Annotated in this window: 5 protein-coding genes; 1 reads left to right on the top strand and 4 read right to left on the bottom strand. The window is 69.1% G+C overall.

Annotated elements, in window-relative coordinates; translation table 11 throughout:
• Positions 1–4 precede the first annotated feature (4 nt).
• From FKV23_RS17145 to FKV23_RS06260, 4 genes are read right to left on the bottom strand one after another with little or no spacing between them, the layout of a single operon-like run.
• The gene (locus tag FKV23_RS17145) at positions 5–820 is read right to left on the bottom strand and encodes an alpha/beta hydrolase family protein (protein ID WP_167285027.1); all 816 of its coding nucleotides are present in this window, start codon (positions 818–820) and stop codon (positions 5–7) included.
• Complete coding sequence (locus FKV23_RS06270) at positions 817–1023, bottom strand: hypothetical protein (protein WP_141623082.1); 207 nt, start codon at positions 1021–1023, stop codon at positions 817–819. Before FKV23_RS06270 ends, FKV23_RS17145 begins: the two co-directional genes overlap by 4 nt.
• Entirely contained in the window at positions 963–7412 is a 6450-nt protein-coding gene (locus FKV23_RS06265; protein WP_167285024.1) for a non-ribosomal peptide synthetase, read from the bottom strand. The genes FKV23_RS06270 and FKV23_RS06265 overlap by 61 nt, the downstream gene beginning before the upstream one ends.
• 16 nt (positions 7413–7428) lie before the next feature.
• Positions 7429–14991, bottom strand: a complete 7563-nt coding sequence (locus FKV23_RS06260; protein WP_167285021.1) for a polyketide synthase — start codon at positions 14989–14991, stop codon at positions 7429–7431.
• Positions 14992–15179: 188 nt separating this feature from the next.
• On the opposite strand from FKV23_RS06260, the gene FKV23_RS06255 reads away from it, so the two are divergent.
• Complete coding sequence (locus tag FKV23_RS06255) at positions 15180–15680, top strand: J domain-containing protein (protein ID WP_141623079.1); 501 nt, start codon at positions 15180–15182, stop codon at positions 15678–15680.
• Positions 15681–15682: the final 2 nt, after the last annotated feature.

Genomic DNA, 15682 nt, shown 5'->3' with positions numbered 1-15682 from the left:
GCGTTCACTCGCCACCGCCTCCGACAATGCGCCGGGCCAGCAGGGCCACGCTGCGGCGCGGGAACAGCTGCGATTCGAACAACCGCGGCTGGTCGAACGGCGGCGTTTCGTCCGGATCCAGCAACAGGCGCTCGACTTGCACGCCCGCGGCCAGCTGGTGCGCGACGAAGGCATCGGTGTCGACAGAAGGACTCCATTCGGCCAGCAGCAGGCGACTTCCGGCAGGCAGCACGACCTTGCGCCCATCGAATCCGGACAGGGCATCGCACAGGACATCGGCGACAGCAAAGCCCATCAGTTCGTCGTCATCCGGCGTCGGTGCGCCGTACGGATAGCGGCCAGCGACCGTCATCTGTTCCTGCTGCTGCCGACGCCATCCCTCGACCAGGGCACCACCGTCCAGGCAGGGATCCCACAACACCAGGTCGACCGGGCCACGCTGCCGGGCCGCATGGGCGAGCAGCGGCAGCGCCGAACTGCGCAGCCCGAACCGGCGCATGCGCGTGGCCGCGGTCATCGAAGCGAGCATCTCGCTGGCCATTCCGACATCGTCCACGAGGCCTTCGAACAGCACATCGGCATCGTCGCCGGCTGAATCGCCGGTGCCGAACCAATCGAACCGAAGGGTGTCGACGCCGCCCTCGGACAGGGTCTCGCCCAGTCTCCATAGCGCGCGATGGCTGCGGATCGCATCCTGCAGCAACGGCGGACAGACCAGCAACGCTTGACGGTCGTGATCCGGACTTTTCTGGCCCAGCGCCGGATGAAACGCCCCGAACAGCGAGCGCGGCAGTTCTCCGAAGTAGAACGGCTCGGTCATGGCACGACCGCCTCGCCACGCCCGATCACGCGTTTGAGCGCGTTGACCACACGCGATGCGAGTGTCGTCCGCCGCTCCTCTGCCGGGACGGGGTGAGGCAGTTCGAGCGCGACCTGTTCCAGCGTGAGCGTGGCCAGTCGCATCAGCTTGAGCCGCACGCCGGTATCGCGGGCGACCCGGTTGGCCATCTGTACCGCCAGCATCGAATGCCCCCGAGGTCGAAGAAGTTGTCGCCGGGCGACGCCTGGATGCCAAGCAATCCGCTCCATACCTGCATCAGATAACGGATCCTCGGGTCGGAAACGGCCGGCACGACGGCGACAGGCGTGCTCGCCCCGGCTGTATCGATTGGCGTCGACGCTGCCGGGTCGCGCTCCACCACGACCTGTCCCATAACAAGCGGTTGTCGGGAGGCCGCCTCCAGCCCCGGGGCAGGCAATGCGTTGCGATCGACCTTGCCGTTGGGCAGCAGCGGCAGCGCATCCAGCGCCACCACATGCTGGGGCAGCATGTACGCAGGCAGGTCGCGGCGCAGGTGGTCCAACAACACCACCGGTTCGAGCGCGGCACCGGCACGTGGCACGACATGGGCGACCAGGCGGACATCGCCCGCGTTCACCTCATGGGTGACGACGACTGCCCGCGCGACTGCCGGGTGCGACAGCAGCGCGGCCTCGATCTCGCCCAGCTCGATCCGGTGCCCGCGCAGCTTGACCTGGTGATCGGCACGACCGAGATGCTGCAGTTTCCCGTCGCCGCGCAGCCGACCGAGGTCGCCGGTGCGGTACAGCCGGCCCGGACCACCGACCCGGGCCTGGCCGTCGAAGCGGTCGGCCACGAAACGTTCGGCGGTCAGCTCCGGGCGGCCCAGATAGCCCACGGCCACCCCCATGCCGCCGATGCATATCTCGCCGGCCTGCCCCAGCGGGCACGGCTGCAGGGCGTCGTCGAGGATGTGTACGGTGGTGTTCGCGATCGGCCGGCCGATGGTGATGTCGTCGATATCGGCGGCGATGATCCGCGTGCAGGTCGACCACACCGTGGTTTCGGTGGGCCCGTACATGTTCCAGACCTCGTCGCAGCGTTCGCACAGTGCGCGTGCGAGATCGGGCGCGAGCGGCTCGCCACCGCACAGCGCCTTGAACGGCCGGTCTGGAGACCAGCCGGTATCGATCAGCATCCGCCAGGTCGACGGCGTGGCTTGCATGACGCCGGCACCGGAGTCGCGCAGGAGCGCGGCAAGCTCGAAGGCATCGATCGCGGTCTCTCGGCCGGCGAGCACGATTTCCGCGCCCACGCTGAGCGGCAGGAACAGTTCCAGCACGGCGATGTCGAACGAAGTGGTGGTGACCGCGACGATGCGCTCGTCGCGCACCATCCCCGGCTCGCGCCGCATGCTGCACAGGAAGTTGACCACCGCCCGGTGCGGCACCTGCACCCCCTTGGGCTTGCCGGTCGAACCCGAGGTGTAGATCACGTAGGCGGCCGACTCCGGCGTGGCAAGGTCGGTGGCTACGGGCAACGGCTCGACGAAATCCAGGGCCGCGCGTTCCTGATCGAGACGGAACAACCGCTCCGGCTCCAGCCCGAGTGGATCGGCGAGTTCGCCTTCGGTGACGACCAGTGCCAGGCCCGCATCCTCGACCATGAACCGCAGCCGGTCGGGCGGATACGCCGGGTCGAGCGGGACATAGGCCGCGCCCAGCTTCATCACCGCGAGCATCCCCGCGACCAGGTCGATGCCGCGATCGAGGCAGATGCCGACGCGCTTGTCCGCCGACACGCCACGCGCCTGCAGGCAGGCGGCGATGCGGCCCGCGCGCGCGTGCAGCGATGCGTAATCGACTACAGCGGCGCCGTGGCGCAGGGCGATCCGGTCGGCCGACCGCGTGGCCTCAGCGGCGAGCAGCGCGTTGACGGTCTGCACGGCGGGCAGTTCCATCCGTGTCGCGTTGAACGCGTCATGGACCGCCCGCTCCGCCTCGCCGGCGATCGGAAGCTCGCCGATGGATGCTTCCGGTCGCGCAAGCACGGAGTCCAGCAACGTCGCATAACGCTGGTTGATCAGTTGCGCTGAGGCCGCGGCGAGGATGTCGGTGTTGTAACTCAGCACACCCGACAGCCCTTCACCGTGCTCCAGGAACCACAGGCCCAGGTCGCCGGCACTCGCTTTCTGGAATACGAGCAGGTGTTCGTGCTCGAGCTCGCCCCAGCGCGTATTGCGCGCGCGCACGTCCTGGAACGAGAACGTGGCCTGGTACAGCGGTGCACGCGACGGATCGCGCGGGACGTCCAGTTCCCGCACCAGGTGATCGAATGGCACGTCGGGATGCGAGAACGCATCGAGCACGGCGGCGCGGACCTTCGCCAGCACGTCAAGGAAAGAATCGGATGGGGCCAGCTTCAACCGCGTCGGCAGCATGTTGACGAAGAAGCCCATGATGGCTTCCGTATCCTCGCTGTCGCGGTTGCGCACCGGCAACCCGACCACCAGGTCGCGCTGGCCGCCGAGCCGGTGCAGCAGGATGTAGTAGCTGGCCAGCAGGGCCATGAACAGCGTCGCGTCCGAGCGCTTGGCCAGCGTGCGCATCGCATCGACGGTGCCCCGCCCGACACTGAGCCACTCGATGCTGCCCTCCCCGGTCGCTTCCGGCGGCCGTGGCCTGTCCTGCGGCAACTGCAGCGGCTCGATACCACCGGTCAGGTGCCGCTTCCAGAAGTCCAGCTGGCGCGCCAGCTCGCCGCCCTGCAGCCATTGCAGTTGCCATTCGGCGAAATCGCCATAGCCCACGTGCAATTCGGGCAGCGGCGAGGCATGGCCGGTGCTGAAGGCTTCGTACAGCGCCGACATCTCCTTGTAGAGCACGTCGAACGACCAGCCGTCCCAGATGATGTGATGGGTCATGAAGAACAGCACGTGGTCGTCCTCGCCCATCCGGTACAGGCGGGCGACGAACAGCGGGCCCTCGTCGAGCCGGAACGGCGTGGCGATCAGCGCCTCCAATCGTTGCATCAGCGCGGGCAGGCGTTCGGCCTCGTCGATATGGCCGAGGTCCTCGAACGGCAGCGATGCGTCGATGTCATCGCGCACCCGCTGCACCGGCCCATCGCCTTCCTCGACGATCACGGTGCGCAGCGAGGCCTGGCGACAGACCATGGCCTGGAACGCGCGCCCGAACGCATCGCGGTCGAACGGGCCGCGCAGCCGGTGCGCCGAAGGCGTGTTCCAGGTCACCCGTCCCGGCTGCATCTGTTCCAGCACCCACAGCCGTTGCTGCATCGATGACAGCGGTGCACTGTGCTGGTCTGCACGCCGCACGATCGGCGGCCGCGCAATGGTCTTCGCGCTTCCCGCATCGCCCAGCAGATGCGCCAGGCGTGCGGCGGTCGGCGCATCGAACAGCGAGCGCAGCGTCAATGCGGCGCCCAGGTCGCGATTGATCCGCGACACGACCTGGGCCGCGATCAGCGAGTGGCCGCCGTTGGCGAAAAAGTCGTCCTCGACACCCAGCCCGTCGACGCCAAGCACCTCCTCCATCGCATCCACGATGGCGCGCTCGGTGGCGTTACGTGGCGCGATCGGCTCGCGAGGTCCGGACACATGCGCGTCCGGCGCAGGCAGGCCCTTGCGGTCGATCTTGCCGTTCGGCAGCAACGGTACGACCGGTATCGCCATCAGGTGGTGCGGGATCATGTACTCGGGCAGCACGCCGCGCAGGTGCGACAGCAGCGCCGCCTCGTCGAAGCGTGCGGCATCGGCCGGCACCACGTAGGCCACCAGGCGCACGTCGCCGGGGCGGTCCTCGCGGGTCGTCACCACCGTCCGCGCCACCCCGGCATGCTGCGCGAGCACGCTCTCGATCTCGCCCAGCTCGATGCGGTAACCGCGCACCTTGACCTGGAAATCGAGCCGGCCGAGATGCTCGAGGTTGCCGTCCGGGCGCCAGCGGCCGCGATCGCCGGTGCGGTACAGCAGCGCTCCTTCCGGTGCGGCAGCGAACGGCACCTGCGATTCAGGGACGAAGCGGTCGGCGGTCAGCTCCGGGCGATCGAGGTAACCGAGGGTGACGCCGTCGCCGGCGATGCAGATCTCGCCCGGCACGCCGCGCGGGCACGGCAGGCCCTGGCCATCGAGGATCCATACGCGGGTATTGGCGACCGGGCGGCCGATGTGGATGTCGGGCCGCTCGCCGATGGCGACCGGTTCGACACGCGTACAGGTCGACCACACCGTGGTCTCGGTCGGACCATACATGTTCCACAGCGAACCGCAGCGATCGAGCAGTTGCGCGGCCAGGTCGGCCGGCATCGGCTCGCCGCCGCACAGTGCCTTGAAGTCCGGCATGCCCTGCCAGCCGGCCTCGACCAGCAGCCGCCAGGTCGCCGGCGTGGCCTGCATGACGGTCGCCGCACTGGACGCGAGCAATGCCTTCAGCGCATGGCCGTCGATCGCATCGTCACGGCGGGCGATCACCACCTCGGCGCCGGTGCTCAGCGGCAGCATCAGCTCCAGCACCGCGATGTCGAACGACAGCGTCGTCACCGCCAGCAGGCGGTCGTCGGCATCGATGCCGGGCTCGCGCTGCATCGCGATGATGAAGTTGTTGACCGCGCGGTGCGGCACCTGCACGCCCTTGGGCCGGCCGGTCGATCCCGAGGTGTAGATCACGTAGGCGACCGATTCCGGCGTGGCGGCATCGGCATCCTTGCCAGGTCGCTCGGCCGGCAGCGCGGCGAGCTCCTCGTGGAGCGTGTCCAGGGCAAGGACCGGCCGTCCGCGCAGGTCGAAGGCGTCGGCGTGATCCGAATCGGTGAGCAGGGCCGCGAGCCCGGCGTCACCGACCATGTAGGCCAGACGGTCCGCCGGAAAGCCCGGATCGAGCGGCACGTAACCGGCCCCGGCCTTGAGCACGCCGAGCAGCGCTGCCAGCATGCCGGTGCCGCGCGGCAAGGCCAGTCCGACCAGGCTGCCGCGATGCACACCGTGCGTGCGCAGCAGGCGGGCGATGCGATTGGCGCGGGCGTCCAGCTCCGCATACGACCATGCCTCGCCGCCGGCGCGCACGGCGATGCGATGCGGGGCCCGGTCGCATTGCGTCTCGAATGCCTGGTGCATGAGCCGCGTGCGGTCGTACGCCACGGGGCCGGGCTGCAGCGCGAGCAGTTCCGCGGTGGCGGTATCGTCCAGCCACGGCAGCGATGCCAGGCGTTCCCCGGGGTTGGCCGCGGCGGCGCGCAGCAGGGCCTCGTAGGCCGATATCCAGCGCTGTACCGTCACCTCGTCGAACAGATCGCGGTTGTACTGGCATTCCAACCGCAACCGACCTTGGACCTGCACGGCATTGATCGACAGCTCGAAGTTCTCCGCGCTGCGCGGATTGCAGTCGAACTCCAGCGACAGGCCGGGGAAGGCGTGGCTCTCCTGGTCCAGCGCCTGGTCGATGTTGAACACCACGTTGACCAGCGGCAGCCGCGACGGGTCGCGTTCGATCCGCAGCTTCTTGAGCAGGCTGCCGAAGGTGTAGCGCTGGTGATCCAGCGCATCGAGCAGGGTTCCCTGCACGCCGGCGAGCGCCTGCCCGAAGCTGTGCTGCGATGCCATGTCGAAGCGCAGCGGCAGCAGGTTCACGCAGTGACCGATCAGATGGTCGTGGCCGTCGACCGACTGCCCCGCCGCCGGAATACCGACCACCACATCAGCCTGCCCCGACAGTCTCGATACCAGCGTACCGAAGCCGGCCAACAGGGTCGCGAACAGGCTGGCACCCTGCCGCGCCCCCATCCGCCGCACTGCCGCGACGAGCTCGGCATCGAGTACGTGGTCGTAGCGGCGCGAGGCGAAACTACGGCGCTGCGGACGCGGCCGGTCGAGCGGAAGCTCCAGGACGGGGGCCGGTTCGCGGAAACAGGACAGCCAGTACGCCTCGTCGTCAGCGAAGGTCGAAGACGCCGGGTGCAGCGCCTGTTCCAGCGCGTAGTCGGTGAACGACTCCGGTTCGGGCAGCCCGGGCTCGGACAACCCGGTCGCCGCCTTGCCCAGCACCTGCGCATAGAGCACGCCCAGCTCGCGCACCAGCACCCACCACGACCAACCGTCGCAGACGATGTGGTGGGCGCTGAGCACCAGTTGGTGATGTCCGGGGTCCAGCCGCAACAAGGTGGCGCGGAACAGCGCCCCGTGTCCCAGATCGAACGGCGTTTCCACCGAATGGCGCAGGCAGGCCTGCACGCCGGCTTCGCGCGCATCATCGTCAAGTCCGGACAGGTCGCGCAGCTCGACTTCCAGCGGCCGCTGCGAACCGATGCACAGCGTCTCGCCATCGGGACCGAAGTTCGCGCGCAGGATGTCGTGGCGGTCGCAGACCGACTGCAGGGCATGACGCAATGCCTCCACGTCCAGAGTGCCGCGCAGGTGCAGCGAGACCGACTCGTTGAACGCCAGCGAAGCCTCGTCGCCCAGGCGCGACGCCAGCCACAGCTCGCGCTGCGGCTCCGTTGTCGGCACGACGCGTTCCAGCAGGCCGCCGGCGAACGGGTCGTAATCGACCACGGCACGCGGGCTCCCTTTGTTGGCACAACGTACCGTGCTCATGCCGCCACCCATCGCATCAGCCCACCTTGACGTACTGTCCGGGACGTTCGGCGCTGTCCACGTACCACCCCGGCCGACCATCCGGATCGCGACCGATACGCGCGCCCGGCACCGGCGGCCTGGACGCGTCCATCACCGTCGCCGGTGTCGCCGCGTGGCGCGGCAGGAAACCGCACTCCTGCAACTCCACCACCGAGTCCTTGAACGCCTCGACGATCGCGCGGCACTCGGCCTCGCCATGGGCGGCGGTGAGGAAACACGGGAAGTTGTCGAGGATGTGGATGCCGCGGCTGCGCATCATCGCGAACAGCAGATCCTGCAGCGGATGGTCTTCGAGGAAGAAGGTCTTCCACACCGAGGCGAAATGGCGCACCTCGACCGGTGCACCGCGGCTGGCACAGAACGCGTTGATCTCGGCCGCCATCGCGCCCATCCGGGCGTTGAGGTCTTCCTGCAGCGCGGGGCCGCGGCGCTTCATCTCGTCGAGCACGACCCTGGCCGCGGCCAGTGCCATCGGGTGACGGACGAAGGTGCCGGCGAAATAGGTCACGCCGACGGTCGGCACCGAATCGTCGCCATAGTCCCATTGGCCACCGTCGAGCGCATCCATGAATTCGCGCTTGCCGGCGATGACGCCGATCGGCTGGCCACCGCCGACCACCTTGCCGTAGGTCGCGATATCGGCCTGGACACCGAACATCGCCTGGGTACCGCCCGGATGCGCGCGGAAGCCGGTGATGACTTCGTCGAAGATCAGCGCCGCGCCGGCATCAGCGGTGAGCTGGCGCAGTTCCTTCAGGAACTCGATCGGGCGGAAGTCCGGCCGCCGGCTCTGCACCGGCTCGACCAGCACCGCGGCGATCTCGCCGGCGCGCTCGCGGATGATCGCCATCGTCTCGGGCGTGCCGTAGTCGAGCACCAGCACGTGCGCGGCGGTGTTGCGCAGGATGCCGGGCGCGGCCGGCACCGCCTTCAGCTTGCGGGTACCGCGGACGATGACCTCGTCGTTGATGCCATGGTAGGAGCCGTTGAACATCACCACGGTCTCGCGTCCGGTCACGGTGCGGGCGATCCGCAGTGCGCCGAGCACCGCCTCGGAGCCGGTATTGCACAGCGCGGCGCGGTCGTGGCCGGTCAGCTCGCAGACCAGCCGCGCGACCTCGCCGGCCAGCGGATGCTGCGGGCCGATGTCGAGGCCCAGATCGATCTGGCGGCGGAGTGCGTCGGCGACGAAGTCCGGCTGCCAGCCGAACAGGCTCATGCCGAAGCCGTTGAGCGCATCGACGTACTCGTTGCCGTCGATGTCCCACATCCGCGCGCCCTTGGATCGCTCGATCACGATCTGGTAGACGATCTCCTTGGTCAGCGGGCGGAAGCCGTTGACCACGCGCGGATCGGCCATATGCGGGCGGTGCTCGCGGGTGTAGGCCTTCGACTTCGGTGTGCGGGCGACATAGCGTTCGATGAAGGCATCGAGCCTTGAACGCTGCCTTTCATCCAGCGCCAGCTGGCCGCTGCTGTCGATGCGGGCGATCGCGCCGAAAGCCTTCCTGGGGTCGTAGCGGGTATGGGCGACCTCGGCGTCGTTGTCGCCATCGTCGGTGGCAGCCGGGCCGGGAGTCGCGGCAGGCTGCGCGGGCGTGGGAGGCGGTTCGACGGACGTTGCCGCTGCCGGAGCGGGCATGGACACGGCCGGCGCGGGCATCGGAATGGAGGGTACCGGAGCGACCGCAGTGGTGCCCGACAACAAGGCCAGCTGCTGCGACATCAGCTGCATCTGCTGGGCGATGACCTGTTGCAGCAGGCCGCCGTCGACGCCTGCCGCGGGCGCTGTCGCCTGCATCGTCTGCATCGCGGGCATCGTCGCCGGTGTCGTGGCGGCGGGCGCGACGGAGGGAGTGACAGCAGGCGCGGGGGCGACGGCAACAGGTACCGCCTCGACCGCAGGCGCCGGCGGCACGGCCTCCTCCGGCGGCAGCTGTGCGTCCAGCAACGCCGCCAGTGCCTCAAGTGTCGGCGCGTCGCCCATCAGTTGGCGGAACGTCACCCGGGTCCCGAAGCTCTTCTGCACCTGCAGCGCGACCTGGGTCAGCACCAGGCTGTCGAGGCCGAGCTCGATGAAGTTCGCCTGCGGATCGGCATCGTCCATGTCGAAACCGGCAACGTCCTCGATCAACTCGCGCAGCTGCGCCAGCAGGCGCGGCTTGCGGTTGGCCGGGGCGGCAACGGGCGTCACGGGTTGTTGCATGGTGTTCTCCTGGACGGCCACCACGGCCGGATGCTGGACCACGTTGTCGGTGGCCGGGGACGTGATCTGTGGCCGGGTCGCGGCAGGCGCCTCGATCCAGCAGCGCTGGCGCTCGAACGGATAGGTCGGCAGGCACAGGCGATGACGCACGCTGCGACGATCGAGCCGGGACGGGTCGACGTCCACGCCGACCGCCCACAACTGGCCGAGCGCGTTGCGCAGCAACGCATGTTCGGCCCCGGCGTCGTCGGCCAGCGTGGCCAGCACGGTCAGCTTCTGTTTCTGTACGGGCGCATGCATGCGCGCGAGGCTCGACAGCGCGGTGCGCGGGCCGACTTCCAGCAACACCCGCGACGGGGTGTCGATGACCTTCGACAACGCCTTCGAGAAACGCACCGGCTCGCGCAGATGACGGGCCCAGTAATCGGCCGATACCGCCTCTTCGGCCTGCAGCCAGTCGCCGCTCGCGGTGGAAACGATCGGAAGCGTCGGTGCCTTGCGCGTGATGGCGGCCACCGCTTCAAGGAACGGCGCAACCGCCGGCTCCATCATTGACGAGTGGAAGGCGTGCGAGGTGCGCAGCATCCGGCAGGCCACGCCCTCGCCTTCGAGCACGGTCTGGAAGGCCGACAATGCGCCCTCCGGTCCGGCGACGACCGAGGCGCCCGGCGCGTTCTCCGCGGCCATCGACAAACCCTCGGGCAACCGCACGGACAGCGCCTCCCACGGCAACCGCACCGACAGCATCCGCCCTTCCGGTTGCGCCTGCATCAGTGCGCCGCGGCGGGCGACGAGGCGGATCGCATCGCCGACCTCGAACACACCGGCAAGGGTCGCGGCGACGAACTCGCCGACGCTGTGGCCGATCATCGCCGCCGGCCGGAGCCCCTGCGCCATCCACCATCTCGCCAGCGCGTACTCGATCGCGAAGGTCGCCGGTTGCATCACCGCGGTCGGCAGCAACGCCTCGGGGTCGTCCGAGAACAGGCGCTCGCGCAGATCGAAACCGAACCCGTCGCCAAGCGCGGCGATGCAGGTCTCCAGCGCCTCGCGGAACACCGGCTCGCCGGCATGCAGCTGCCGCCCCATGCACGGATAGGTCGAGCCCTGCCCCGGGAACAGGAACACACACTCACCACCGCGCGCGGGCCGGCTGCGCTGCGCTGCCGAGAGCGTCTCCGCGCGTCGCAGGATCTCGGCAGCTTCAGCGGCATCGCCTGCGACCACGGCGAGCCGGTGCGCGAAAGCCTTGCGTCCGGTGGCGAGCGTCCATGCCACGTCGGCCAGGTTCGCATCCGGCGTCGACTCGAGACGATCGGCCAGCCGCGTCGCGGCGACTTCAAGCGCGGACGCGGTACGCGCGGACAACACCAGCAGTTGCGGCCCCTCTGCCGGATCGGATAGCGGCCGCTCCGGTGCCTCCTCGACCACCGCATGGGCATTGGTGCCACCGACGCCGAACGAACTCACGCCCGCACGGCGCGGTTCGTCCGCTCGCGGCCACGGCTGGTTTGCCGCGTTGACCACAAACGGCGAGGTGTCGAGGTTCAACGCCGGGTTCGGCGACTCGAAATACAGGCTGGCTGGGATCAGTTCCCGCTCCAGCGACAGCGCGGTCTTGATCACCCCGGCGGCACCGGCGGCGATCAGCAGGTGGCCGACGTTGCTCTTGACCGAACCGAGGCGACAGAAACCGGTGTCGCCGGTATCGAAGCGGAACGCGCGGGTCAGGCCCTCGACCTCGATCGGGTCGCCGAGCGGAGTCGCGGTGCCATGCGCCTCGACATAGCCGATGCTGCGCGCGGGTACGCCGGCATCCGCATGCGCCTGTGCGATCACCACCGCCTGCGCGGCGGCGCTGGGCGCGGTGAAGCTGGCCTTGTCGCTGCCGTCGTTGTTGACGCCGACGCCGCGGATCACCGCATGCACCGGGTCGCCGTCGGCCAACGCATCGGACAGCCGCTTGAGCATGAGCACCGCGGCGCCGTCGCAGAACACCGTGCCGGCCGCCTTCTCGTCGAAGGCCCGGGTGCGCCCGTCGGGCGAGAACATCGCGCCTTCCTGGTAGCGGTAGCCGCTGCGCGGCGGGCAGGTCACCGAGGCGCCGCCGGCCAGGGCCATGTCGCAGCGGCCGGCGCGCAGGCCGTCGACCGCCTGCGCGATCGCGACCAACGAGGTCGAACAACCGGTATGTACGCTGATCGCCGGCCCGGTGAGATTGAGCTTGTGGGCGACGCGGGTGGCGATGTAGTCCTTCTCGTTGTCGAGCATGACCTGGAACGCGCCCAGGCGCTCGACCAGGTCCGGCCGCGACAGCACGTGATGCTGGAAGTAGCTGGCGTTGTACATCCCGGCGAACACGCCGACCGGGCCGTCGCCATCGGCACCGGGGACATGGCCGGCGCGCTCCATGCATTCCCAGCACAGCTCCAGGAAGATCCGCTGCTGCGGGTCCATCAGCTCCGCCTCGCGCGGGCTGATGCCGAAGAACGCGGCATCGAAGTCCTCGACACCGTCGATCACGCCGCGTGCCGGGACATAGGCCGGGTCCTCGCGGTCGGCGGCCGGCACCGCCGGATCGAGCGAGGCCGCATCGAAGAAGCTGATGCTGTCGCGGCCCTCGCACAGGTTGCGCCAGAACTGTTCGACGTCGGACGCGCCCGGGAAGCGGCCGGCCATCGCGATGATCGCGATCGGGTCATCGTCGCGGCCGCGCCGGTGCCCACGCACGGTGCGCATGCGCCCGGCCGGCTCGCCGTCCTGCGCCCGCAACGCATCCGCCAGCATCGCCGGCGTCGGGTGCTGGAACAGCGCGATCGCGGACGGCTCGCCGACCCGCTCGTCGCGGATCAGCTGCAACGCGCGGATCGCCAGAAGCGAACTGCCGCCCAGCTCGAAGAAATTGTCGCCGCGGCCAACCGACTCCAGGTCGAGCACGCCGGCCAGGATCCGGCACAGCGCGCGTTCGAGTTCGTCGCGCGGCGGTGCGTACTCGCCGATCCAGTCCGGCCTGCCCCGGTCCGGTGCAGGCAGCCGGGCGCGGTCGAGCTTGCCGTTCGGCGACAGCGGCAGCGATTCCATCGCCACGTAGGCCACCGGCACCATGTAGTCCGGCAACTGCGACACCAGGTCGCGGCGCAGCGCGTCGACGTCGACCGGCACGGCCGGATCGCGCGGTGCGAAGTACGCGACCAGGCGCTTGAGCCCCGGCGTGTCCTCGCGCGCCATCACCCCGGCCTCGCGGATGCCGGGGAAGGCCATCAATCGCGCCTCGATCTCACCCGGCTCGACCCGGAAACCGCGGATCTTGACCTGGCTGTCCCGGCGTCCGAGGAACTCGAGCGCACCGTCGTCGCGCCAGCGGCCGAGGTCGCCGGTGCGGTACATGCGCGCGTCCTCGCCTGCCACGAACGGATCGTCCAGGAAGCGCTCCCGGGTCAGGTCGTCGCGCTTGAGGTAACCACGCGCGACCACCGGCCCGGCCAGGTACAGTTCGCCGACCACGCCCTCGGGCACGGGCTGGCCGCGGTCGTCGAGCAGGTACACGCGCGCGTTGTCGATCGGCATGCCGATCGTGGGCAGGCTCGGCCACGTCGCCGGATCGTCCGGCAGCGCCAGCGCGGTGACCACGTGGGTCTCGGTCGGTCCGTAGTGGTTGTGCAGCCGGCAGCCGGGCAGGCGCTGGAAGAAATGCCGGATCTTCGGTTCGATGCGCAATTGCTCGCCGGCCGTCACCACTTCCTTCAGGCAGCAGTCCAGCGTCGCGTCCTGCACGGCCAGCCGGTTGTCGACCGCCTCGGCCAGGATCTGCAGCGCGAAGTACGGCAGGAACAGGCGTTCGATGCGATGTTCGACGACGAAGTCGAGCAGACGGTCGCCGCTCAGGCGGGTGTCGGCATCGATCATGTGCAAGGTGCCGCCGGTCGCCAGCGTGCCGAATATCTCCTGGAAAGCGACGTCGAAACCGAGCGCGGCAAACTGCAGCGTGCGCAACGGCGCCTCGTGTCCCGGCTGGCGCATCTGCCAGTCGATCAGGTTGACCAGCGGCGCATGCGGCATCGCCACGCCCTTGGGCTTACCGGTCGAACCGGAGGTGTAGAGCACGTAGGCCAGATCGTCCGACGGCCCGTTTTCCGCTGACACGGGCATGTCATTGATGGCCTGCGCCGACCACGGCGCATCCATGTCGTCGAGCATCAGCACGGGGCAGTCCAGCCTCGCTTCACCGGCAATCGCGCGCCAGTCGCCCGGCATGTCCGACTGGGTCAGCAGTGCCGCCGGCTCACTGTCCGACAACGTGTATCCCAGCCGCTCTGGCGGATATGCCGGATCCAGCGGCACGTAGGCGGCGCCGGCCTTGAGCACGGCGAGAACGCCGACGACCAGTTCCAGCCGCCGTTCAAGATAGAGCGCGACCCGGTCGTCCCGGCCGATTCCGAGCCCGATCAGGTGGCGTGCAAGCCGGTTCGCTTCCGCGTTGAGGTCGGCATAGGTCGCGGTACGCGCGCCATCGACGACCGCAACCGCGTCCGGGCGGCGCGCGGCCTGCACCTCGAAGAACTGATGGACCCGGGCGATCCCTGCGGGCAACCCGTGCGCCTTGCTCCCCTTCGCAAGCAATCCGTGGATAGCCGCCGGCGCCACCAACGCCAGCGCGAGTGGCGGCCCTGCCGGCGTTTCGACCATGCCGGCGAGCAAGCGTTCAAGCCATGCCGCATGACGTTGCGCCAGTCCGCGCTGTTCAACGTAGGTGGAACCGTGGACGGACAGGCTCCATCGCGCGTCCTCGTCACGGCCCATGCACAATGTGAGATCACAGCCCTCGATCGGTCCTGCCGCCTTTTCGCCGCCCTCGTCGACGGCCGAAAGCGGGCCCGCGAAACCGATGTTCAGGGGCGGCGCACCATCGTCTCCCGATGGCGGCAGGCAGGCTTCGACAAAACGGGCCATGGGCAGCCCGGCATGGTCGCGCGCCGCGGCCAGCGCCTGTCCCAGCGCCACGATCGCCGCCCCGCTCCCCTCCACGTCGGCAAGCTCGACATGGATCGGCCACCAGTCGAGGCTCCGCCCATCCGCCACGGCCATGGTGTCAGCCACCGCCACCCAGGCATCGCTGCGTGCACATGTCCGCGCCACCAGCGTCATCCAGGCCAGCAACACCAGCTCGGGAACATTGCAGCCGTTGCGAGAGGACAGCGTCTCCAGCCCGGTCACGGTCGCGGGCGATAACAGCGAATGCAGATCCCCCGCGATTCCGCCGGTATCCGGACGCCGGTGAGCGTCGTCGCAGCCGGTCGGCAACTCCATCCGCAACGATGCCCCGGACAGCACGTCCCTCCAGTACCGTTCTTGCTCCTGGAACGCATTCACCCCGGCAACCCCGTCATGTCGTCGACAAATGTCCTGTTCACCCCGACGAATACGTACCTCAGCTATAGATACGGCCATCGCGCGGCGCCATGGAGCGGTGCCGTGGAGCGGCGACGCCGGGCCGATTGGACTGATGCAGGGGGTATTCGATGGAATCCGATTTCGCGCGGCTGTATGCGTGGCTCGACCTTCGTCCGGAATGCACGCTGGAAGAGTTCAAGCGCGCATACCGGAGGCGGGTCGCGCAACTGCATCCGGATCGGTGCGAACACCCGCATCGACTGTCGGCCAACGACATGCCGCTGTCCGAACTGACCTCGCTGTACTCCACCGCGACACGCTTCCATCGCCAGCACGGGCGCCTGCCCGGCGCGTCGTCGCGCACGCGCGTGCCGATGCACTTCGAACAGGCGCCCTCCCAACTCCGGGATGGCCCCCTGGCGCCGCAACGCAGGCGCGGCGATCTGGTACGGCTTCCGGTCCAGGACGCGATGGGATCACATCGCCGGACGACACTTGCCGCATTAGTGGTGTTCATCGTGCTCGTGCTGATGATCGTGGTGGAAGCCTCGCTGCCTGCGCCGGACGAGCCGCCCGGCAGCCGTGGCGCAACGGTGCCGCAGGAGGCCTCGCCCTCCACCGGACGCTGACG

Source organism: Lysobacter alkalisoli (assembly GCF_006547045.1).
Lineage (GTDB): Bacteria > Pseudomonadota > Gammaproteobacteria > Xanthomonadales > Xanthomonadaceae > Marilutibacter > Marilutibacter alkalisoli.
Note: the sequence above shows the minus strand (reverse complement) of the source record. Positions and strands in the feature narration are given on the sequence as shown.

What these genes read in the sequence shown, in the direction of transcription:
- FKV23_RS17145 (WP_167285027.1), bottom strand. Translation starts at nt 820, where the DNA reads ATGACCGAGCCGTTCTACTTCGGAGAACTGCCGCGCTCGCTGTTCGGG.
- FKV23_RS06270 (WP_141623082.1), bottom strand. Translation starts at nt 1,023, where the DNA reads ATGCTGGCGGTACAGATGGCCAACCGGGTCGCCCGCGATACCGGCGTG.
- FKV23_RS06265 (WP_167285024.1), bottom strand. Translation starts at nt 7,412, where the DNA reads ATGAGCACGGTACGTTGTGCCAACAAAGGGAGCCCGCGTGCCGTGGTC.
- FKV23_RS06255 (WP_141623079.1), top strand. Translation starts at nt 15,180, where the DNA reads ATGGAATCCGATTTCGCGCGGCTGTATGCGTGGCTCGACCTTCGTCCG.